Origin of the sequence: Snodgrassella sp. W8135, assembly GCF_016101225.1 — a bacterium.
GTDB lineage: Bacteria > Pseudomonadota > Gammaproteobacteria > Burkholderiales > Neisseriaceae > Snodgrassella > Snodgrassella alvi.
The window spans coordinates 754,296-775,901 of the sequence record NZ_JACFQX010000001.1; the positions used below are offsets into that span (position 1 = coordinate 754,296).

The 21,606-nt window shown below is 45.0% G+C and carries 19 protein-coding genes; 9 read left to right on the forward strand and 10 right to left on the reverse strand.

The features are described 5' to 3' along the window. Window positions 1-229 precede the first annotated feature (229 nt). Complete coding sequence (gene hemG / locus H3T75_RS03355; RefSeq protein ID WP_198211040.1) at window positions 230-787, reverse strand: menaquinone-dependent protoporphyrinogen IX dehydrogenase; 558 nt, start codon at window positions 785-787, stop codon at window positions 230-232. A gap of 124 nt (window positions 788-911) precedes the next feature. Here hemG and H3T75_RS03360 point away from each other — a divergent pair, with 124 nt between their 5' ends. Beyond that, window positions 912-2,630: a proline--tRNA ligase gene (locus H3T75_RS03360; protein WP_198211041.1), complete on the forward strand. Its 1,719-nt coding sequence runs from the start codon at window positions 912-914 to the stop codon at window positions 2,628-2,630. A 147-nt stretch (window positions 2,631-2,777) separates the two neighbouring features. Here the strand turns inward: H3T75_RS03360 and nadE are convergent, their stop codons facing one another. Then, a complete protein-coding gene (gene nadE, locus H3T75_RS03365) occupies window positions 2,778-3,569 on the reverse strand; it encodes an NAD(+) synthase (protein ID WP_198211042.1) in 792 nt (263 codons plus the stop codon). A 144-nt stretch (window positions 3,570-3,713) separates the two neighbouring features. Between nadE and H3T75_RS03370 the strand changes: the two genes are divergently transcribed. The 4 genes from H3T75_RS03370 (at window position 3,714) to H3T75_RS03385 (ending at window position 7,827) form a co-directional block, all read left to right on the forward strand. Then, window positions 3,714-4,100: a gamma-butyrobetaine hydroxylase-like domain-containing protein gene (locus H3T75_RS03370; RefSeq protein ID WP_232346179.1), complete on the forward strand. Its 387-nt coding sequence runs from the start codon at window positions 3,714-3,716 to the stop codon at window positions 4,098-4,100. Window positions 4,101-4,169: 69 nt separating this feature from the next. Then, window positions 4,170-4,907 carry a bifunctional demethylmenaquinone methyltransferase/2-methoxy-6-polyprenyl-1,4-benzoquinol methylase UbiE gene (gene ubiE, locus H3T75_RS03375; protein WP_198211043.1) on the forward strand — a complete coding sequence of 246 codons (738 nt, stop codon included), beginning with the start codon at window positions 4,170-4,172 and terminating at the stop codon, window positions 4,905-4,907. A gap of 72 nt (window positions 4,908-4,979) precedes the next feature. Beyond that, window positions 4,980-6,422 (forward strand): aminoacyl-histidine dipeptidase, encoded by a 1,443-nt coding sequence (locus H3T75_RS03380; RefSeq protein ID WP_198211044.1) that lies wholly within the window; start codon window positions 4,980-4,982, stop codon window positions 6,420-6,422. A gap of 217 nt (window positions 6,423-6,639) precedes the next feature. Then, a complete protein-coding gene (locus H3T75_RS03385) occupies window positions 6,640-7,827 on the forward strand; it encodes an LD-carboxypeptidase (RefSeq protein WP_198211045.1) in 1,188 nt (395 codons plus the stop codon). 41 nt (window positions 7,828-7,868) lie between these two features. Here H3T75_RS03385 and H3T75_RS03390 read toward each other — a convergent pair whose 3' ends face one another. Next, window positions 7,869-8,318 carry an Rrf2 family transcriptional regulator gene (locus H3T75_RS03390; protein ID WP_084562594.1) on the reverse strand — a complete coding sequence of 150 codons (450 nt, stop codon included), beginning with the start codon at window positions 8,316-8,318 and terminating at the stop codon, window positions 7,869-7,871. Between the two features lie 87 nt (window positions 8,319-8,405). Then, on the reverse strand, window positions 8,406-9,623 hold the full coding sequence (hmpA, locus tag H3T75_RS03395; protein ID WP_198211046.1) for an NO-inducible flavohemoprotein: 1,218 nt from the start codon (window positions 9,621-9,623) through the stop codon (window positions 8,406-8,408). A gap of 307 nt (window positions 9,624-9,930) precedes the next feature. Between hmpA and lgt the strand changes: the two genes are divergently transcribed. Then, on the forward strand, window positions 9,931-10,782 hold the full coding sequence (lgt, locus tag H3T75_RS03400) for a prolipoprotein diacylglyceryl transferase (protein ID WP_084550189.1): 852 nt from the start codon (window positions 9,931-9,933) through the stop codon (window positions 10,780-10,782). A 114-nt stretch (window positions 10,783-10,896) separates the two neighbouring features. Further along, window positions 10,897-11,625 (forward strand): S24 family peptidase, encoded by a 729-nt coding sequence (locus tag H3T75_RS03405; protein WP_198211047.1) that lies wholly within the window; start codon window positions 10,897-10,899, stop codon window positions 11,623-11,625. A 216-nt stretch (window positions 11,626-11,841) separates the two neighbouring features. Here H3T75_RS03405 and H3T75_RS03410 read toward each other — a convergent pair whose 3' ends face one another. The 5 genes from H3T75_RS03410 to H3T75_RS03430 form a co-directional block, all read right to left on the reverse strand. Then, window positions 11,842-14,202 (reverse strand): DNA translocase FtsK, encoded by a 2,361-nt coding sequence (locus H3T75_RS03410; RefSeq protein WP_198211048.1) that lies wholly within the window; start codon window positions 14,200-14,202, stop codon window positions 11,842-11,844. A 112-nt stretch (window positions 14,203-14,314) separates the two neighbouring features. Beyond that, the gene (locus tag H3T75_RS03415; protein ID WP_198211049.1) at window positions 14,315-15,430 is read right to left on the reverse strand and encodes an anhydro-N-acetylmuramic acid kinase; all 1,116 of its coding nucleotides are present in this window, start codon (window positions 15,428-15,430) and stop codon (window positions 14,315-14,317) included. Next, window positions 15,430-16,194 carry an exodeoxyribonuclease III gene (gene xth / locus H3T75_RS03420; RefSeq protein WP_198211050.1) on the reverse strand — a complete coding sequence of 255 codons (765 nt, stop codon included), beginning with the start codon at window positions 16,192-16,194 and terminating at the stop codon, window positions 15,430-15,432. Before xth ends, H3T75_RS03415 begins: the two co-directional genes overlap by 1 nt. A gap of 75 nt (window positions 16,195-16,269) precedes the next feature. Further along, window positions 16,270-17,601: a LysM peptidoglycan-binding domain-containing M23 family metallopeptidase gene (locus H3T75_RS03425; protein WP_198211051.1), complete on the reverse strand. Its 1,332-nt coding sequence runs from the start codon at window positions 17,599-17,601 to the stop codon at window positions 16,270-16,272. Window positions 17,602-17,680: 79 nt separating this feature from the next. Beyond that, window positions 17,681-18,907: a YihY family inner membrane protein gene (locus H3T75_RS03430; RefSeq protein ID WP_198211052.1), complete on the reverse strand. Its 1,227-nt coding sequence runs from the start codon at window positions 18,905-18,907 to the stop codon at window positions 17,681-17,683. Window positions 18,908-19,033: 126 nt separating this feature from the next. Here H3T75_RS03430 and wrbA point away from each other — a divergent pair, with 126 nt between their 5' ends. After that, complete coding sequence (wrbA, locus tag H3T75_RS03435; protein ID WP_078475740.1) at window positions 19,034-19,633, forward strand: NAD(P)H:quinone oxidoreductase; 600 nt, start codon at window positions 19,034-19,036, stop codon at window positions 19,631-19,633. Between the two features lie 20 nt (window positions 19,634-19,653). Continuing rightward, complete coding sequence (gene nfsA, locus H3T75_RS03440) at window positions 19,654-20,394, forward strand: oxygen-insensitive NADPH nitroreductase (RefSeq protein ID WP_110414299.1); 741 nt, start codon at window positions 19,654-19,656, stop codon at window positions 20,392-20,394. 73 nt (window positions 20,395-20,467) lie between these two features. Here nfsA and H3T75_RS03445 read toward each other — a convergent pair whose 3' ends face one another. Then, window positions 20,468-21,583, reverse strand: coding sequence for an SGNH/GDSL hydrolase family protein (locus tag H3T75_RS03445; protein ID WP_172397125.1), 1,116 nt, complete (start codon window positions 21,581-21,583; stop codon window positions 20,468-20,470). Window positions 21,584-21,606: the final 23 nt, after the last annotated feature.

Here is a 21,606-nt window from a genome sequence, read left to right on the forward strand (position 1 = left end):
TTTTATATATAAAAAATGATATTATTAAAAATAGTGAATTAGTAATCAGTATTAAATTTAAATTTCATAATACTGAGATTTTTATAATCCATTATTTATAGTCTTTTAATTAAAAGATTAGATTTAGATAAAGCAAATATTAGTATTTATATAAATACTTATAAGAATATGAGTGTTAAGCTGATCGAAACGGATATCAATTTTTTGTGGATAATGCTATTGTAATGTTTTATAACTTGAGTACTTCTTCACCGAAATTCCGTACCTTTTGCCAGTCGGTATATTCAATATGGGCATCCAGATGGGTTTCACCTTTATTCAGTTTCATAACCAGACGCATCATGTAGCGGTCGAGCAGGTTGTATTTGGCATAGTGCAGCTCTCCGGCAAAAATTCCAATTAACTGAGGGCGCCATGGGCTTTTGGTAAAAAATTTACGTGTGTAGGTATGTGTTTGCGGTGTACTGCGATGAGGTTTGTTTGCCAGTATGCTGACGCTGAAAAAGGCACTTGGGGTGTTGTTGAGGATTTGCTGATGGCGTTCTATCCAGGGTGCCAGCTGAGAAGCGTAGTGTCCGTACCGGATAGAGGCACCAATAATAATTTTATCGTATTCTCCCTGCTGAATAAACGGCTCATCTGCCAGATTAACCATATCAACCGTGATACCGGCAGCAGTCCATTGCGCTTCAAGTGTCTGGGCAATTTTAAGGGTATAGCCAAAACGGCTGCTGTATACAAGCAGATATTTCATGGTGCACGGATTCAGATAAATAAGACTTATCATATCACGTCTGCCGGTTTTTACTCAGGGTAATTATTTAAAGCTGATTTTGTTTATTCAGGTACAAGATATTGGCTTTTTTACTACGCGGAGGCTGGTACAATGGCGGCTGTTTTTGGAGATATATATGAAAGCCAGTCAGTTTTATATTTCAACATTAAAAGAGGCTCCGGCCGAAGCGGAGTTGGCCAGCCATAAGCTTATGCTGCGTACCGGGATGATCCGGCGTCTGGCCAGCGGATTGTATACATGGATGCCGATGGGGTTACGGGTACTGCGCAAGGTTGAACATATTGTGCGGGAAGAGATGAATCGTGCCGGTTCGATTGAATTGCTGATGCCGGTAGTTCAGCCGGCTGAATTGTGGCAGGAAAGCGGTCGCTGGGCATTTTATGGTAAGGAATTATTGCGTATTACTGATCGTCACGAACGTGAGTTCTGTATGGGGCCGACTTGTGAGGAAGTAATTACGGATATTGTGCGCAGTGAAATTCGCAGCTACAAGCAGTTGCCACTGAATTTTTATCATATTCAGACTAAATTCAGGGATGAGGTACGGCCACGGTTCGGGGTAATGCGTGCCCGTGAGTTTGTTATGAAAGATGCTTATTCATTCCATACTTCATTTGAATCATTGCAACAGACTTATCGGGATATGTTTGATGCCTATTGCCGCGTTTTTGACCGGCTGGGACTGGATTATCGTCCTGTGGCAGCAGATACCGGCAGTATTGGCGGAACGGGTTCGCATGAGTTTCAGGTTCTGGCGGAAAGTGGTGAGGATGTTATTGCCTATAGTGATACATCTGACTATGCAGCTAATGTTGAGCTGGCTGCTACTTTGCCATTATCAGGAGAGCGCCGGAGTGCAGGGCAGGCTTTAAGCAAAGTTCACACGCCGAATGTACGCAGTATTGAAGATTTAGTAGCATTTTTAAATATTCCGGTTGAGCAGACTCTGAAATCGCTGGTTGTTGAGGGTGAAGAAGAGGGAACGGTAGTATTGCTGCTGGTTCGCGGAGATCATCTTTTGAATGAAATCAAGGCTGAGAAGCTGGCAGGAGTAAAAGCACCGTTAACTATGGCTTCTGTGGCAGCTATTGAAGCAGCTTTCAATGGCGCACATGGTGGTTCGCTTGGTCCTGTGGGCTTTAAGGGTAAGGTATACGCCGATTTTGCTACTGCAAAATCTGCAGACTGGGTAATTGGTGCTAATGAAGACGATCATCATTACACAGGCTTTAATTTTGGCCGTGATGCAGCAGAACCGGAATTTGCTGATTTACGCGAAGTAATCGCCGGTGATCCTAGTCCATGCGGAACCGGAAGTCTGAAGCTGGCTCGCGGAATTGAGGTTGGCCATGTATTCCAGTTACGGACTAAGTATTCTGAAGCTATGCAGGCTACTGTTCTGGATCAGAACGGTAAAAATGTTGTGCTGGAAATGGGGTGTTATGGTATCGGGATTACGCGTGTGATTGCTGCGGCAATTGAACAGAATAATGATGAACGCGGTATTATCTGGACCGAAGCTATGGCACCGTTTACGGTGGTGATTGTGCCGATGAATTATAAAAAGTCAGCTGATGTAAAAGCTGCCGCAGATAATTTGTATGCGCAATTGCAGCAGGCCGGAATAGATGTGCTGCTGGATGATCGTGATGAACGTTCCGGTGTATTACTGCATGATTCTGAGCTAATTGGTATTCCGCACCGGATTGTGATTGGTGACCGTGGTCTGAAAGAGGGTAAGGTAGAGTATCAGGCACGCAGGGATACTGAAGCTACTGAGCTGGCCGTTGATGCAGTAGTGCCGCATATTTGTGCTTTATTCAGCCATAATTAATATTTCAAATGTGTACAGACCGGACGTTGTGCGTCTGGTTTTGGCTGATTATTTTTAAAAATAATAATCTGGTTTGATAATGTAATTATGGTTGCAGTTTAGAGATTACTGAATAAAAAACCAGATTTTGCAATCTGGTTTTTTCTATTATTTAAGTAATTCGCCCGGAATCTTGCATACCGGAATCGGGTTGATTTTATGCTGCATGGCACGATGATAACGTTCATAAATAGCAAATACTTCGCGCTCGCGGCCGGTAAAATCGTCTATTTTATGGGTATCGTAGACACTCATTGCCCATTCGAGCTCAGGATAGGTTGCACCAATCTGCTCTTCATCGGTTTTATCCGCATCCCATAATCCATCCGTAGGCGGAGCATCAATAATATTCTGATCTATGTTCAGCTCTTCAGCCAGTGTATATACCTGACTTTTAAGCAGATCGGCAATCGGGCTGAGATCTACACCGCCATCGCCGTATTTGGTAAAGAACCCGACGCCGAAATCTTCTACTTTATTACCGGTTCCGACCACAAGCAGGCCGCGTTCCTGAGCGTAGTAATATAGTGCAATCATGCGCAGGCGGCTGCGTGCATTGGCCAGTGCCAGCTGGGTTTGTTCATCTTTATTGTCACCAATGTCTACCGCCATGGTAAATGAATCAAAGGTGCGGGTAAGGTCTACCCAGTGTTCTTCTATGTTGTTATAACGGCTTTTCAGCTGACGAATATGCTCCTGTGCCCGTGCTATCTGATTAACTTTCTGATGAATAGGCAGTTCCAGTACTAATGTGGGCAAGCCTGTTCTGGCGGCAAGAGTTGAGACTACGGCAGAATCGATACCGCCGGAAACGCCTACAACAAAACCTTTGCATTTTGCCTTAGTGGCATAATCACGTAACCAGTTAACAATATATTCAATGATGGCTGTTGTTTGCATGGTGTATTCTTTCGCTGATTATTGAGCAGGATTAATATACTTCTTTAAGCTTTGCCTTGCAAAGGGTCTGTTGCTGCCGGCTTATGTATGTAATCTGATTGGGCAGTAAGTGGTATATTAGGTTAGAATAGGTATAGTTTGTTAATGTCTTGTGACGGAAAAAATAGTTATATGCAGGATATGGTGCCAGCTGAAATCCGCTTAAGTCAGAACCGGCAGAGATTACGGCTGGTCTACGGAGCAAAAACATATGAGCTTGAGGCTGAGTTTCTGCGGGTATTTTCACCCAGTGCTGAAGTGCGCGGCCACGCAGCGGGGCAGGAAGTATTACAGACAGGTAAGCGTGATGTAACGATTACTGCTTTGTCTCAGGTTGGTAATTATGCTTTGCGTATTGCATTTTCAGACGGACATGATACAGGGTTGTACGACTGGGATTATTTGTATGATCTGGCTGTTCGTCAGGCAGAACTCTGGGCTGGTTATGAAAAGCAGTTACTTCTTGCCGGCGCCAGCCGTGACCCCGACTGATTTGCGGTTATTCGGATGCAGGCAGCCGGATAAGTTTATTTGGGCAATATTTAATTCTGAAAGTGTGGTATGAGCGATCACAAAACTCATTTTGGTTATCAAACTGTTGATGAAGATGAAAAAGCGGGTCGTGTTGCCGGTGTATTCCATTCGGTGGCCAAAAACTATGATGTGATGAATGATGTGATGTCCGGCGGTTTACACCGGATCTGGAAGCACTTTACCATTACCACAGCTCCGGTACGTAAAGGCGATAAGGTACTGGATATTGCCGGTGGTTCAGGTGATTTGTCGCGCGGCTGGGCCAGACGGGTAGGACGTAGCGGTGAAGTCTGGCTTACTGATATTAATTCTTCTATGCTGACAGTGGGCCGGGATCGTTTACTTAATGAAGGGCTGGCATTGCCGGTGGCGCTGTGTGATGCAGAAAAACTGCCTTTTCCGGATAATTATTTTAATCTGGTGTCGGTATCGTTTGGTTTGCGTAATATGACGCATAAAGAAGTGGCACTGGCTGAAATGTATCGCGTTTTACAACCCGGCGGTACTTTGCTGGTGCTGGAATTTTCGCATGTATTCAAGCCGCTCAAGCCGGTTTATGATTTATATTCATTTAAGATGCTGCCGCTGATGGGTAAGCTGATTGCTAAAGATGCAGACAGCTATCAGTATCTGGCAGAATCAATCCGTATGCATCCTGATCAGGAAACGTTAAGAAAAATGATGCTGGATGTAGGATTTGATAGTGTGAATTATCATAATTTAACCGCTGGCGTGGTGGCTTTGCATAAAGGGATTAAGTTTTAGTTTGTCAGTTGACACTGTGTTCAGGCTGCCATATGGTGGCCTGATTTGTTTTATATGTGACTGGATAATGTTATGAGTGAAATTGAACAATTACAGCCGCAGCTGGTATGGCAGTGGTTTGCGCGTTTGTGTGCGGTACCGCGTCCGACATTTCATGAACAGACTGTGCGGGAAATGCTGGTTAAGGCAGCACAAGAACATGGTCTGAAAACAGATATTGATGCTAAGGGAAATTTGCGTATTTGCAAACCTGCCACACCAGGTATGGAAAATTGTGTGCCGGTAGCCATTCAGGCGCATATGGATATGGTGGCACAAAAAGGTGCTGATTCGCAGCATGATTTTCAGCGTGATCCGGTGCAGACCCAGATTAAAGATGGCTGGGTTTGGGCTAATGACACGACCCTCGGTGCTGATAATGGTATCGGTCTGGCTATGGGGCTGGCAGTAATATTCAGTGAAGGTATTGCGCATCCTGAATTAACCCTGATTGTTACGGTTGAAGAAGAAATTGGTATGGGCGGAGCAGAAGCGCTAAGTGCCGATTGGTTGCAGATGCCCTATCTGATTAATCTTGATACCGAAGAAGCGGGTGAGATTTTTATTGGTTGTGCAGGTGGTCGTGATGCCAGTATGACCTTACCTCTGAACTGGCAAGCCGGTAAGCTGTCTGCATGTACTGTTCGGGTGTCCGGTTTACGCGGTGGTCATTCGGGCGTGGATATTGATAAAAATCATGCCAATGCCAATGTATTGCTGGCACGAGTGCTGTCTGGTCTGTATGCACAGATACCTTTTGCTCTGGGTTCATGGCAGGGTGGCGAGCTGCGCAATGTAATCACACGTGAGGCTCAGGCTGTGATTGGTCTGGACGCTGATACAGCTCGTGCAGCTGTTGCACCAATTGCTGCTGTTATTGCTGCAGAATGGGCAGAAGAAACACAGTTGGATATTGAAGTTTTACCGGCAGAGGATCTGACTCAGGCCGCTACTTTGGAAAGTACTCAGAAAGCGCTTGATTTGCTGCTGGCTGTGCCCAATGGTGTAATGCGCATGAGTGAGCAGTTTAAGGGGATTGTGGAAACTTCTTCTAATATGGGGGAAGTGAAAACCGGAACCGATGGTTTACTGATACATTGTCTGATGCGTTCGCTTCTGGAAACACCTAAAGATGAGTTCAGTTTACGTCTGGCTGCATTGGCGCGGATGGCCGGGGTAAATCTGGAGTTAACAGCAGATTATCCGGGCTGGGCACCGAATGCAGACTCTCCTTTACTGAAACTAACCAGCACTATTTTTGCCCGTCACTATGGTAAACAGCCACCGTTGCAGATTATTCATGCCGGACTGGAATGCGGGATTCTCAGTGGTAAAGCACCTCATCTGGATATGGTGTCATTCGGACCGACAATACGTGCAGCACATTCTCCTAAAGAGCGGGTAGAAATTAAAGCTGTGGCTGAATGCTGGTCTGTTTTGCTGGATTTACTCAAATCTATACCGCCACGGCAGTAATCAGGTTGTCGGTTGGTACTGAAAAGGCATGGCAGTGACATGCCTTTTTGCTATTTTTTTGCTGCTATTCTTTGTAAACAGGGATATAGTAAGCCTTAGCCGGTTTGTACCGGCATAAATAATTTTGGTTCTGACTATTGTTAATCAGAATGAATTACTTTTACAATGGCCCATATATTTTTGTCCGGACAATCTGCCGGATCAGGAAGTGAGTTTTATGGATACTCAACAAAATAGCCGTCGTAATTTTCTGCGTGCCGGCGCTGCTTTTGCAGGTGCCGGTCTGTTGCAGGCTTGTCGCAGCAATCCGAAGCCTGACGTCAAAACAGCATCAACACCTAAAGTACCTGTGCAAACCAATAATAATCTTAATACTATGCGTATTTTTGCCTGTTCCGGATTTGGTGAAAGTGTCAGCCGGAGTGAGCTGGCAGCCCAGCGTCTGGCTATAGCCGGTTTTGCCGTGAGTAATCAGCAGGCGTTTATGCGTCGCTATCAGCGTTTTTCCGGCAGTGATGCTGAGCGCGCTGCAGATTTGCAGGATGTTGCTATCGGCCGGGTACCTGTACCGAAGGTGCTGATGGGGCTGCGTGGCGGATACGGGGCGATGCGTATTCTGCCTCTGGTTAACTGGTCTTCTCTGGGTGCAAGAATGCGTGAGCAGGGCACATTACTGTATGGCTACAGTGATGTTACTGCTGTGCAACTGGCATTGCTGGCTCAGGGGAAAATGTGCAGCTTTGCCGGACCAATGCTGTATAGCGAGTTTGGCAAACCACAGATAAGTTTATTTACCACCCGTTCTTTTATTGAGAACAGCTGTAATCCGAAAATGTCGGTTACAGTTGCCGATATGCAGAATTATCAAATACGGGCTGAGGGTATTTTGTGGGGAGGCAATCTGAGTGTGTTGTCTGCGCTCGCCGGCTCTCAATTTATGCCACAGGTGAATGGCGGTATTTTGTTTATTGAAGATGTGGGTGAACAGCCATACCGGATAGAACGCATGCTTCAGACATTGTATCTGAGCGGAGTACTTGCACGACAGCAGGCAATTATTCTGGGTAATTTCCGTATGGGCTCGATTCGTGATGTCTATGACAGTAGTTATACTTTGAATTCTGTGATTCAGACGATGGCAAGGCTGACAAAGGTTCCGGTACTAACTGGATTTCCTTTCGGGCATATTACCGATAAGGTTACCTTTCCCCTGGGCGCCAAAGCAAGTTTGTATTCTACCAATAATGGTGGTTATCAGATTGATTTCAGTGATTATCCGGTTTTGAATCCTTCTGTACTGGCTTTAAATACGCTGCTTCCGCAACCGCCTGCCGTTGAGGGACTACTTAACGGATCTACTGCGCCTGCTAATGATTCTTCATCTGAAACCGAAGATACGATGTAATTATTCTGGCAGTAATTTGTCAGCTTGAGTTTTCAGCTGATTTATTCTGGCTGCTCCAGCCATTTGATAATTGCCTGATTGTCAGCCGGAGCCTTGAGTTGACTGAGGGTATAGCGGTTCAGGGAATGATAAAAGGCTTGCTGCGCTTCGCTGAATAGTCGGGGAAGATAGCAAAACTCTGCCATTGAGCATGGGGGTTGCCGGCAGTTAATTAAATGAGGGGTCTCTGATGAGGCTAGTTCCAGTGCCTGAACAATATCACCCAGTTTGAGCTGATAGCTGGAGGCAGCCAGTTTTATACCGCCTTTTCTGCCCTTAAAGGAATCAATCCAGCCGCTCTGTGCCATGAAATATACAATTTTTACCAGATGATTTTTAGATACGCTGAGCTGTCTGGCCAGACTTTCTACGGTAGAAAGTTTGTTCTCAGGCAGGTATTGTAAAGCTAATAATACGCGTAAGCCTAAATCGGTAAAACGGTTTAATTGCATGGCAGACTGTCAGACTAATGGAAGGTCAATTTTGCCTGTTTTCAGCTGCCATGAAAAGATTTCGTTTAAATAATTTCAAAATGGTTATTATGCTGCCAGCTGGCTGAATCCGCCTGTACCAAACAATTCCATGAAAATCTGGTTTTGTGGTATTTGTAAATCACGCAGAGCCTGATATTGTGTATGCATAAACTCTATCGGGCCGCAAATATAATAGTCTGCATCAGCAGGCAGTAGTGAGCTGTCCAGTTCGGATAAATTCAGACGACCAATTTTATCTGCTGCTAATTCTTTACCCGGGTTTTCACAGGCCAGATAGCTGTGCAGGTTAGGCATGCTTTGCTGCAATTCGGTGATATGCTGGTGCATTGCCAGTACATTACTGTTGCGGCAGGCATGAATAAAACTGATATGCTGATGCGGATTTTTTTCTGCAGCAAGGGTATTCAGAATAGCAATCATGGGTGTGATACCAACACCTGCGCTAATCAGAACAGTATTTTTATGCGGATGGTGCAGTATAAAAGTACCTGTCGGGTTGGTTACTTCCAGTTCATCACCGATCTGGTAATGCTCATGCAGAGTTGTAGACACATAACCTTCAGCATGTTGTTGGTCACCAATTTCTTTTTTGACGCTGATGCGGAAATAGTTCGGGTGATTGCTATCGGAAAGTGAGTACTGACGCGGTTGCCGGATGCCTAGCTGAGGTACCATAACCCGAACGGAAATATACTGACCGGGCTTATACTCCGGCAGCGGACTATTGTCTGCCGGTTGCAGATAAAAAGAGGTAATCTCGCTGCTTTCAATCTGCTTATCAACTATTTTAAATTTTTTCCAACCATTCCAGCCGCCTTCAGTTTTATTTTGTTTGTTGTATAGATTTGCTTCTGTGGTAATAAGTATGTCGGCCAGTTGCTGATAAGCGGCAGTCCATGCTTCTATCAGTTCGCTTTCCATAGGGACGTTCAATACTTCACTGATGGAGTGCAGCAGATTAGTACCAACAATTGGATATTGATCCGGCTGAATATCCAGACTGACATGCCGGTGAGCGATCTGACTAACTGCATCGCCGAGGTTCTGTAATTTGGTAATGTTTTGAGCATAAGCCAGTACTGCACTGGCCAGTGCATGTGGTTGCGCATCATTGCGCTGGTTGCCAAGGTTAAATATTTCTTTCAGGTCGGGGTTATTGGTGAGCATCCTGTTGTAAAAGTATCGGGTTAGTTCAACGCCGTGTTCCTTTAGGGTTGGAATAGTAGACTGAACCAGTTCAATTTGTCTGGTAGTAAGTTGCATGATTGTTCTCCCGAAAATTTTATGTAATTTAATATGTATATAAAATACATATTTTATATTAGGCTGCTTAATAACGGCTGTCAACAAATACTGAATCAGTTAAATGAATAATTTTTCTATTTCAATCTGTTCGGTATTGCTATCAAGGGATGAAATGTGGAAAGTGGCGCATAGATTGGCTAATATGAGTTAAACTGTCTGCTATTTTGGTTGTGGTATTTCTGGTCATTCCGGCTGTTATCCAGAATAGGGTGACTGGCTGTTGTGATTGATGAAATAAGCAGGATATCTGAGGAATGCTAAATTTATGATGATCCATCCGAATTTTGATCCAGTACTGATACATCTGGGTCCTCTGGCCATTCGCTGGTACGCATTAAGTTATATTGTTGGTTTTTGTTTGTTTATCTGGCTGGGACGCAGACGGATTAAAAGCGGACAGACCATATTTACCAATGAATTGCTGGAAGATTTATTTACCTGGGGTGTATTCGGTGTGATACTGGGCGGGCGTCTGGGCTATGTGTTGTTTTATCAGTCTGCGTACTATTTCAGTCATCCGCTGGATATTCTAAAAATCTGGCAGGGTGGTATGTCGTTTCATGGCGGCTTTATCGGAGTGCTGGTCGCCATGTTGCTGTTTGCCCGCAAACACAAGATTAAATTCTGGGCAGTAGCCGATTTTGTGGCGCCGCTGATACCGCTCGGACTGGCATGCGGCCGTATCGGTAATTTCATTAACGGCGAGCTGTGGGGACGTGTTACCAGTGCTGATGCTTTCTGGGCGATGGGTTTTCCGCACGCGCATGATGATGATGTGGCGCTGGTAATGCAGGATCCGCAAAAATGGCTGCCGGTATGGGAAAAATTTCAGATGCTGCCGCGCCATCCTTCACAGTTGTATGAATTTATGCTTGAAGGAATTGTGCTGTTTGTGATTATGTGGCTGTTTACCAAAAAACCTCGTCCGCTGGGGCAGGCATCTATGCTGTTTTTACTTGGCTACGGTGTATTCAGGTTTATTGTTGAGTTTGCGCGTGAACCTGATGACTTTCTTGGTTTGCTGGCGATGCATATGTCTATGGGGCAATGGCTCAGTCTGCCGATGATTGTGATTGGCGCAGTCGGATTCGCTTATACTTGTAAAAAAGCAGCTTAAACTAAATTTATAAAGCTGTTAAAGCCGCAATAAAATATATTTATTGCGGCTTTAATTATTGGCAGACATGTTTTACGGTGTTTTTGTACTAATATATTTTACGAAAAAGAAGAAATGAAAAACTTTTACGAAGATAATATGATATTTGCCCAGCGCATAAATGAAATAGTTGAGCTATTAGGCAATCCCAATGTTGTGGCTAAAAAGGCTGGAGTAACTGCATCATCAGTATTTAGATGGCTACGGGGAGAATCTGATCCATCTAGAACAAATTTAATACGACTTGCTGATGCAGCCAATGTAAATATTGCTTGGCTAGCAACGGGAGAGGGTAAAAAATTTAAAAATACACAGGAATCAAATACAAGCAATATTCAAGTAACAAAATCAACTGTCGATGTTTCAGGAAAACGTGTAGATATTGATGATTTTGTTTTTATTCCAGAATATGATATTAAAACCGCATTAAGTTATAAATTTATATCAAATGATGATGAGCCTGTCCCGACAATGGCTTTTCGCCGAAGTTGGGTAATCAATTTTTTGTATGCAAATCCACGTGATTTATCAGTAATAACCGTCCAGGGTGATTCAATGGCTGATTTACTCTATGATGGTGATAAATTACTAATTAATCATTCAAGGAATCAACCGGCAACTGGTTTATATGTTTTAAGAATTGGTGATGAGTTAATTGTTAAACGTACTCAGCTGCTCCCTGATGATAAATTATCAGTTAAATCTGAGAATAAAGCCTATGACCCGTTTACAATTAATTTAAAAAACTTGGAAAATAAAATTGAAATTGTGGAACGCGTTGAATGGTTTTGTAGAAAAATTTAACTATACGTTTAAATATGTTTAAATATGTTATAAATTATATTTAAAATATTTTAAAGAATGTACAATTTTTACCTATTTTGAGATAAAAGAAAAACTTAAATTTAAGCGCAGAAAAAACGGCTAAACTGCCTGTATTTCAGATATTTCAGCCGTTTTTTTATTTGCAGTGTACAGCTTTAAAAGATATCCCCCCACACACAGAAAGGTAATTAATCTTTACAGGCTGTCTTTGTGTGCCAGAATCCGCCGGCTGCCGCCCAGCTCGGCTGGTGAAACGATACCTGCGGCTTCGAGTGCTTCCATCAGATTTGCTGCACGGTTGTAACCAATGCGCAGATGGCGTTGTAAAGATGAAATAGATGTTTTACGGGTTTCCAGTACAAAGGCTACCGCCTGGTCGAATAATTCGTCACTGTTGGCGTTCGGATTAACCTGATTAACATTGGTCTGAGCAGCCTCTCCTGATAATAAGCCTTCTACGTATTGGGCAGGAGCCTGCTGTTTAATGAAGTTAACGATGGCATGAACTTCATCATCGGAGACAAATGCACCATGCAGACGGGTAGGTTCTGCCTGACCGGGCGGTAAAAACAACATATCACCTTTGCCCAGCAGGTTTTCAGCACCCATCTGATCCAGAATGGTACGGCTGTCAATTTTACTGGATACCTGAAATGAAAGCCGGGTGGGAATATTGGCTTTAATCAGTCCGGTAATCACATCAACACTCGGGCGCTGTGTTGCCAGTATCAGGTGGATACCGGCAGCACGGGCTTTTTGTGCCAGCCGGGCAATCTGCTGTTCTACTTTTTTGCCTTCTACCATCATCAGGTCAGCCAGCTCATCAATAACAACAACGATATAAGGCAGTTTATCCAGTGGCTCCGGATCGTCCGGATTAGTACTGAATGGGTTAACCAGTGGCGTTGATGCTGCTTTAGCAGCTGCTACTTTGTCATTAAAGCCGGTAATGTTGCGTACTCCGACATGCGCTAACAGCCGGTAACGTTTTTCCATTTCGGTAACACACCAGTTGAGTGCCTGAGCTGCCTCTTTCATATCGGTAACCACTGGAGCAAGCAAATGCGGAATGCCGTCGTATACACTTAATTCCAGCATTTTCGGGTCTACCATGATAAAGCGCACTTCGTCCGGCTGTGCTTTGTATAAAATCGACAGAATCATGCAGTTAACACCGACAGATTTACCAGAGCCGGTAGTACCGGCAACCAGTAAATGCGGCATTTTCGCCAGGCTGGCAATCACGGGTGCACCGGCAATATCTTTCCCCATAGCCATGGTTAATTTATCAGCGGCTTCATGAAAGATTTTTGCGCCCAGTATTTCTGACAGCAGAACGTTTTGGCGTTCTTCATTAGGCAGCTCAATACCCATCGTGGTTTTACCGGCGATGGTTTCTACAACACGCACGCTTTGTACTGAAAGGGAGCGGGCCAGATCTTTATTAAGATTGACTATCTGGCTGCCTTTCACTCCTTGTGCTGGCTCGATTTCATAGCGGGTAATAACCGGGCCGGTAGTGGCACTGGTCACTTCTACTTCAACACCGAATTCTTTCAATCGGGATTCGATGTGTGCAGCCGTTTGCTGCAAAAGCTCGCTGTTAACCACAGCAGGCTGACCGGAGGGTTTGCTGAGTAATTCTGTATCCGGTAAATGAATCAGACCATTATCACTTTTTGCTATAGGTTCAGATACCGGTGCCGGTTCTGTTAAATCCTGTGCGACGGGTACTTCTGTACGTACAGCCACGGTTTTACGGTTGCTGGTGGTAAGCTCGGGCGGTTCGATATTTTTTGCTGTAATATTTTTGGCCTGTTTGACTACACGCCGGACGGTTTTGTTGTTAGGAAATTCAGTAATTAACCGCTGCGGCCGGCGCAGTAATTTGCACCAGAACCATTCAAACTGTGCACCAAGTTTTTCGATTACGGTTAACCACGATACCTGCAATAACATTGACAGTCCGATCAGCATCATAAATATACTGATAATCAGACCACCGGTCATACCGAAGAACTGATGTAACAGTTTTCCGAAACTCTGCCCGGTTAAACCTCCCGCACCAATAGGCAGAGCATTCTCAAGCATACTGGTAAATACCAGATTTTCTAGAGTAGGGCTGAAAACCAGAAGTACAGTTAAACCACTCAGAGCCAGCCAGCTGCTGTAGGGTTTACTGTCAACACTGGTGTTAAGAGAGCGTGCATTGAGCGGACGAAAGCTTTTATACAGGGCGATAATGGCAGCAATAATTAACCACCAGACAGATAAACCGAAAATATAGTAGCCGATATCAGACAGCCATGCTCCGGTAAGACCAGCCAGATTATGAGTTTTATTAATTTGTGCAATACCGCGCGACCATGCCGGATCAGCCATATCAAAGCTGGCTAATGACAGTATGACAAACAGGGTAATCATCAGTGCCAGCAACCAGAAAATATCATTAATGAGGTTCATTAACCATGGCTGTCTGGGTTTGCTGATTTCCTGTGGTTTGAGTTTTTTCGGTAACTGCTTGCTCGGAGCAGTTTTTTTTCGTGTTGTGGCCATAAATGTTGCAGCTTAATTTGGTATTTTTATCAGAAATTAACTGGTTATTATACGTTCTGTCAGGCTCTGTATCTGATATTAGTAACAGGATTTAACGGTTTTTTGCGGAGTATCAAACCCAGTAACCGCAGCCGGGAATACGTGCGCCATGAGCACCCGTAGCATAATGAGTGGCTACAGGCTGACGCTGATACCAGCATGCCGCCAGCCAGGCAAAGGCAGAAGCCTCAACCAGTTGTGCCGGAAGTTGTAAAGTATCGGTGCTGTATAGAGATATCCGGTGTAAATCAAGTTGCTGTGCCAGTGTTTGCATCAGAAGCAGATTTTGCGCCCCACCGCCACATGCATATACGCTGCCGGCATCAGGTGCGGCATTTATAATGGCGTTTACTGCACTGTGTGCGGTTAGTTCAAGCAGAGTGCGTAATACATCTGCGGGATTTTCCTGTCCGTTAAGATACTGGCTGAGCCAATCGAAACTGAATAAATCACGGCCGGTGCTTTTGGGGTAAGGCTGGCTGAAATAGGCATGGCTGAGCATGGCTTGCAGCAATGGCTCAATTGTCCGGCCTTGTGCGGCCAGTATGCCGTTAAAATCAAATTCCTGCTGCCAGTTTTGCTGTACCCATGCATCCATCAGCATATTGGCCGGACCGGTATCAAAGCCGAATGCCTGCTGGTGTGGTTGCAAAACACTGATATTGGCAATGCCGCCCAGATTCAGAACCACACGGCATTGCTTTTCATCAGCAAAAACTGCCTGATGGAAGGCCGGTACCAATGGCGCACCCTGACCACCGGCAGCCAGATCGCGGCTGCGAAAATCACCTACTGTTGTGATACCGGTAAGTTCGGTCAGTAGTGCCCAGTCCATTAGCTGAATACTGTAATGCTGTTCCGGTACATGACGTATGGTCTGACCGTGACAGCCCAGTGCTGTCACGGCTCGTGCTTCGGTTTGTGCTGTACTGAGCACTGTACTGACAGCCTGCGCATTCAGGCGTGCCAGCTGCTGTGCCAGTATGGCTGCCTGTGCCAGTTCGTTCTGCTGTGGTATTTGTAATGATAATAGCTGCTGCCTGAGTGTTTCCGGGTAGGCGACGAATGCATGTGCACAGACACCCAGCCATTGAGTACCGGAAAGTTTGGTCAGTACGGCATCAATACCATCCATGCTGGTGCCTGACATCAGGCCGATATAGTATTGAAAAGAAGGTGTGCTGTTCATCAGGCGAAAGTAGCCATTACCGGTGCATGATCACTGGGGCGTTCCCAGCCGCGGGCTTCGCTGTCTATCTGTACTTCACGCAAAGCCGGCAATAATGCATTGCTGATCAGTATATGATCTATGCGTAAACCAAGTTTGCGTTTAAACATATTCATACGATAATCCCACCATGTATAGTTTGTGCTGTCCGGGTAAAGATAATACAGACTGTCTGTTAATCCCAGATTCAGCAACTGCTGAAACCAGCTGCGTTCCTGTGCTGTACACAATACTTTGTCCTGCCATTTTACCGGGTCATAAACATCTGTATCGTGTGGTGCGATATTAAAATCGCCCAGTAATATGGTTTTGGGATGTTGTGTCAGCTCAGTGTTGATATAGTTATTCAGTGCCGCAAACCAACGCTCTTTATAGGCAAATTTTTCGCTGCCTACAGCCTCACCATTGACGCAATAAGCACAGATAATTCTGACATCATTAACCGTTGCCGCAATAATACGTTTTTGCGGTTCATTCAATTCGTGGATATCAACTGTTACGTCCTCAAGAGGCTGTCTGCTGAGTATGGCAACGCCATTATAGGTTTTTTGCCCGTTCCATGCTGCATGATAGCCAATTTGGGTAAAATCAGTTTCCGGGAATTTATCCTGCTCAAGTTTCAGTTCCTGCAAAGCCAGTATATCCGGCTGGTTTTCTTCGAGCCAGCGCAGCGTATGCGGCAGACGCACATTGAGGGAGTTGACATTCCAGGTGGCAATTTTCATAATGGATTCTGTTTCAGCAAAACGGGTATTGTATGCGTAAAGTTTGGTGAGTTCCAGAGCAGATACTGCTAACAGTTAATCCAGCTGGGCAATGGTAACATTCAGATTACGAAAGCTGGATAACTGCTTATCCCAGTGATGCTGTTTCTTTTTGAAGTCAGCCAGTTCACGAGCATTCAGTGTACGGGTCGGCAGGGCAACGCTGGTCGGATTTACCGGCTGTCCGTTAATCCGGACTTCGTAATGCAGGTGCGGGCCGGTAGAAACGCCGGTACTGCCTACATATCCGATAATATCACCAGCCTGTACATGCTGACCAACACTTAGATTAGCAAAGGCACTCATGTGTCCGTACAGGGTTTGCATGCTGTCGTTGTGCCGCAGCACAACTGCATTGCCATAGCCCCCTTTGATACCAAAGCTTTCTACAGTACCATCCGATGGGGCATGTATGGGTGTTCCGCTGGCAACCGCATAATCGATACCGCTGTGCATGCGCAGAGTTTGCAGTATCGGATGAAAACGTGTACCAAAGGGAGAAGAAATCCGTGCACCATCGACAGGTACACTGGAAAATCCTTTGCGCAAAGGTTTACCGTTTACATCATAGTACTGGCCGTTACCATCATTACCGGTATCGTAATAATAGGCATGATAAATATTGCCATTGTGGCTGAATTCTGCTGCGCGTATATCACCTGTTGCCAGTTCCTGACCGCGATAATACAGGCTGTCGTAAATCAGGCGGATAGTATCGCCACTTTGCAGCGAGTTAATATCAATTTTGTCTTTGAAAATTTCACGCAGTGATTCTCTGATTTCTACCGGAATACCAGCTTGTGCCAGTGCTCCGCGTGCAGAGGTTTTAACGACAACGGCTTTAAATGTCGGCAGGGTTTCAGTATCCACTGCGCTGATATCGGCATTCCAGTTATTACTGGTTTTTTTCAGTGCCACAAGATTTTTTTCGCCATTATCATCATCATTAAAAAATTGAATATCGGTGAGGAGGCCATTGTTATCCGTACGGATACTGAAAACCTGATTGACCTGTAAATGCTGTACCTTATTTTTGATGATGTTAAGACTGGTAATGCGCTGAATTTCATCTGCACTGATACCAAAGCGGCTTAGTACCATGTTAATCGTATCGCCGGGCTGGACGATTTCGTCCCGCCAGAAATTCTGTACAGGCGCCTGGGTTTTAATGTTAACCGGTGCCAGTTTAAGTGTTATATGCTTTGGCTGATAACGATCTGAATTGTGTTTACGGCCGGATATGAGTACAACCAGTATAATCAGAAGCAATACGATTGCCACGGCAATACCACACCAGAGTTTTGGTTTGGCGGCTATTTTCTGTTTGAACTGCTTAAACAAGGCTGATGATTGAGTTAACAGGGACATGGTTGTGTATCGGGCAATCCATCCTAAAACAGGTAAATGTAAAACTATTTATCTGAAATTACCAGTGTCAGAATAATTTTTATGATTGATTTTGTGTTTGCTGTTGTAGTTGTCTTGCCCATCGGGACAGACTGATATTCAGTTGCTGTAAACATGGCTGTAGCAGGGTGTTTACGGAAGTAGCTACGGCTGAATTGTGATTAGGCTGATAAATAAATAGTTGATACAAATCTGACAGCATGATTTTATCCGGATCTTTTTGCAATATCCAGCCGTCAGTACAGTAAGCAATATAATGCTGCTTTTCGAGTTTAGAAAGTATCTGGTCTAAATGTTTATCACTGATTCCGAGCTTTTGCTGCAACAGACAGGATTTGACAGCCTGTCCTTGTTGCTGAGCTGTTACCAGTTGATACAACAGATCAAGTGCATTTTCAAATGGCTGATACTGACGCAGATGGCGAAATCTGTCCTGATGCCAGTAGGGCAAAGAAGAGGTAAGTACAGCACCGGCAAGTAACAGCAACCATAATAAATTCAGCCAGATTAAAAAAACCGGTATTGCTGCAAATGCACCATATACTTTCTGATAATTGCCGAAATAGGTAACAAAAATAGCAAAGCCGCGCCGCAATAAATCCAGCCCTACTGCTGTGATGAAAGCACCCAGCAGAGCATGCTGCCATTGAACAAAACAAAATGGTACCAGTTTATATAATAAAAACAATAAAATGGTGAATAGCGCCAGATTGGTGATAATTTTAAAAAGTGTGCTGTAAAACGGTATCTGATTGGCCATATTGGCCGGATTAGATAATAAATTAATAAAAGACAGGCTCATCCCCAGCACTACCGGTCCGAGGGTTAGCAGTGCCCAGTAAATCAGAATACGAATCCATAGTGGTCGCTGATCTCGTGCCTGCCAGATTTGATTAAATGCATGCTCAATTGTCTGTATCAGCATCAGTGAGGTAATAATCATAAAACTGATACCGACAGCAGTTAATCCGCTGGCTTTATCTCGGAAGTCATACAGATAGTCACCGACAGAATCGGCACCGGCTGCCGGTACAATAATATGGGTCAGAAACTGATTAAAGCGTGTGGCCATATCTGCAAACATGGGAAACGCGTTAATGACAATAACAGTAATGGTAAAAAACGGTACCAGTGCCAGCAGCGTAGTAAATGTCAGGCTGGCGGCAATAAGCGGCAGCTTGCAGCGCTGATAGTTATGCGCAACAAACAATAAAAACTGTGGCAGGCGCTGCTGTAAATATTTGCTTTTAAATAATTGTATATTCATGGCGACTCCTCACATGGCTGATTGTAACCAAAAAGAGCAGACGGCGCAGACTTTCCGTGCAGGCTGGTCAATTTATGACACTTACGGCACAATAATAGCTTTCAGACAATCTTCAAGGAGCAGTATATGGCCGATTTACCTATTCTGGTGGTGTATTACAGCCTGTCAGGCAGTACCCGTAATCTGGCACTGGCACTGGCTCGAGGTGCAGACAGTGTGGAAGGGTGTGAAGCTTTGTTACGCACTGTACCGAAAGTATCGGCTGTATGTGAAGCAACAGCAGCGGAGATTCCGGATGAAGGAGCGCCTTATGTTACTCTGGATGAAGTTCAGAACTGTGCAGCGCTTGCTCTGGGCAGCCCGACAAGGTTTGGAAATTGTGCTGCACCGGTTAAATATTTTCTCGACAGTACCAGCAGCCTGTGGCTGGCGGGAAGTCTGATTGGCAAACCAGCCTGTGTATTTACCAGTACCACCAGTTTGCATGGTGGTCAGGAAAGTACGCTTTTAAGTATGATGACTCCGCTTTTGCATCACGGGATGCTGTTGTGCGGTATTCCGTTCAGTGAACCACAGCTTAATGGTACCCATAGTGGCGGAACACCTTACGGTGCCAGCCATGTGGCTGGTCATAATAATAATACCCAATTGAGTGCTGAAGAAGAGGCACTGGCGTTTGCGCAGGGTAAGCGGCTGGCTGAACTGGCGCTGCGTCTGAAACGCTAAAATTAATATCAGGAATAATCATGAGTTACCACACCAATCTAAAGAGTGAAGCTACTTTACCGACTATTTACCGTCATCGCTCCATCCGTAAATTTACTGAAGAAGCTTTAACGGATGAGCAGCGTGAAGCGATCTGGGAGGCCGGTCGTGCTGCTTCTTCATCCAGTTTTATGCAGAGTACCCAGATTATTCGCGTCACAGATGCAGAAAAACGTGCGGCTTTATGTGAAGTTGCAGCCAATCAGAAATACGTACGTACTGCTGCAGAATTCTGGGTATTTTGTATTGATTACACAAAACACAGGCAGGCTTTTCCTGAAGCCCAGCTGGACTGGACTGAAGGATTAATTCTCGGTGCTGTGGATGCCGGTATCATGGCACAAAACTGTCTTCTGGCAGCTGAATCAATGGGCTTGGGCGGTGTGTATATTGGTTCTCTGCGTAATAATGTCGTCCGTGCGGCAGAAATACTGGCGTTGCCGCCATTAACTTTTCCGCTGTTCGGCATGTGTATCGGGCATCCGGCTCAGGATCCGATGTATCGTCCCCGTCTCCCTCTGGAAACACTGGTGAGTGAAAACCGCTATAAGGCACTTGATGCAGCCAAACTGGCTGCTTATGATGAACAGCTCACTGCTTATTATAAAGAGCGCAGTGGTCTGGATCTGAACTGGAGTAAGGCTGTGACTAACAATTTTTCTCAGCCTTTACGTCCGCAGATTCTGCCATTTTTGCATCAGCAGGGGCTGGCGAAACGTTAAACAGACTGAATAAAAAATAACCGGTTTTGCAGGATAATTACCCGCAGAACCGGTTTTTTATTTAAATGTAGAATTACCGCTGCTGACGCATGGATAAAATACTTTCACCCAGTGCCTGACCAAGTCGCTGATAACCTTTTGAGGTAAAGTGAACACCATCATTGCGGGCCAGTCCCTGATTAATCCATGGTTTCATACTGCATTCACCACCCATTACAGCCTGCCAGTCCCAGAAAAATACCTGCTGGCTTTGTGCCACTTCTTTTTGCATTTCCTGTAATTCAGTGAGTTTTTCCGGTCGTACGCCGCATGAGCCGGCTGTACTTTTCAGGCTTTCCGGTGCACCAAGAATCATAATGGCGCTGTTGGGTGAGGCCGCACGAATGCGGTTAATAGTTTCAATCAGATTTTGTCTAACGGTTTCAATCTCAACTCCGTTATAGGCTTCGTTGGTACCGTAGGCAAGAATAATCAGGTCAGGAGCAATAACATTCAACTCCTGCTGCCATGCCTGAGTATTCCAGCGTTGCCACTGAGTAAGCTGGGCTCCATTAATTCCCAGAGCAGAAAATACCACACCCTGACGGTTTTGATTACGTACCCACCAGCCGCCTATGGCTGTCTGAAAATTCATACCGGCGGTAACGGTAATCGGAAAACGTGCATTAAACTGACTGAAATGCCATTGATTGTCTTTGGGTTGTGCGCCAAGTTCAATCTGTTTACCATTACTGTCGGTAATCGTTAAATCTTCATCATTCGGTCCCTGACGGATAGTGACGGTAACCGTTTGTTCGGCTTCGGGCTCTCCACGTGTTTTGATGGTCATCACAGCCCCCACAGAAGGAACAGCTACCAAACCGCCAAGTGCATAATTCTGGCTGGTATCGGTACGGCTGGAGATAGCCTGCCAGCCCTGATTCTGATAGGTAAAACGCGCCAGACGTAAACCCGGAAACTGAGTCGGCATAGCCCAGCCGGGACCGCCATTGCCTAATTGCTGCTGTAAATACATACGGGCAGCATCAGTAAGGTAATCCGCTGCTGTATGTGAATCACCGATTTGTACTATATTGATGCTTTTTTTCTGTAATGCCTGGGCTATCTGAGCAGCATGATTATTCTGCGAAGATGCTGATACCTGTTTGCGGCCAGATTTTGCCGGAACCGGATCTGCTGAACAGGCCATGATCGACAGGCAGCAACTTAAAA

Bases quoted from the DNA above. Each gene is read 5' to 3' on its own strand.
- hemG (WP_198211040.1), bottom strand. From the start codon at position 787: ATGATAAGTCTTATTTATCTGAATCCGTGCACCATGAAATATCTGCTT.
- H3T75_RS03360 (WP_198211041.1), top strand. From the start codon at position 912: ATGAAAGCCAGTCAGTTTTATATTTCAACATTAAAAGAGGCTCCGGCC.
- nadE (WP_198211042.1), bottom strand. From the start codon at position 3,569: ATGCAAACAACAGCCATCATTGAATATATTGTTAACTGGTTACGTGAT.
- H3T75_RS03370 (WP_232346179.1), top strand. From the start codon at position 3,714: ATGTCTTGTGACGGAAAAAATAGTTATATGCAGGATATGGTGCCAGCT.
- ubiE (WP_198211043.1), top strand. From the start codon at position 4,170: ATGAGCGATCACAAAACTCATTTTGGTTATCAAACTGTTGATGAAGAT.
- H3T75_RS03380 (WP_198211044.1), top strand. From the start codon at position 4,980: ATGAGTGAAATTGAACAATTACAGCCGCAGCTGGTATGGCAGTGGTTT.
- H3T75_RS03385 (WP_198211045.1), top strand. From the start codon at position 6,640: ATGGATACTCAACAAAATAGCCGTCGTAATTTTCTGCGTGCCGGCGCT.
- H3T75_RS03390 (WP_084562594.1), bottom strand. From the start codon at position 8,318: ATGCAATTAAACCGTTTTACCGATTTAGGCTTACGCGTATTATTAGCT.
- hmpA (WP_198211046.1), bottom strand. From the start codon at position 9,623: ATGCAACTTACTACCAGACAAATTGAACTGGTTCAGTCTACTATTCCA.
- lgt (WP_084550189.1), top strand. From the start codon at position 9,931: ATGATGATCCATCCGAATTTTGATCCAGTACTGATACATCTGGGTCCT.
- H3T75_RS03405 (WP_198211047.1), top strand. From the start codon at position 10,897: ATGAAAAACTTTTACGAAGATAATATGATATTTGCCCAGCGCATAAAT.
- H3T75_RS03410 (WP_198211048.1), bottom strand. From the start codon at position 14,202: ATGGCCACAACACGAAAAAAAACTGCTCCGAGCAAGCAGTTACCGAAA.
- H3T75_RS03415 (WP_198211049.1), bottom strand. From the start codon at position 15,430: ATGAACAGCACACCTTCTTTTCAATACTATATCGGCCTGATGTCAGGC.
- xth (WP_198211050.1), bottom strand. From the start codon at position 16,194: ATGAAAATTGCCACCTGGAATGTCAACTCCCTCAATGTGCGTCTGCCG.
- H3T75_RS03425 (WP_198211051.1), bottom strand. From the start codon at position 17,601: ATGTCCCTGTTAACTCAATCATCAGCCTTGTTTAAGCAGTTCAAACAG.
- H3T75_RS03430 (WP_198211052.1), bottom strand. From the start codon at position 18,907: ATGAATATACAATTATTTAAAAGCAAATATTTACAGCAGCGCCTGCCA.
- wrbA (WP_078475740.1), top strand. From the start codon at position 19,034: ATGGCCGATTTACCTATTCTGGTGGTGTATTACAGCCTGTCAGGCAGT.
- nfsA (WP_110414299.1), top strand. From the start codon at position 19,654: ATGAGTTACCACACCAATCTAAAGAGTGAAGCTACTTTACCGACTATT.
- H3T75_RS03445 (WP_172397125.1), bottom strand. From the start codon at position 21,583: ATGGCCTGTTCAGCAGATCCGGTTCCGGCAAAATCTGGCCGCAAACAG.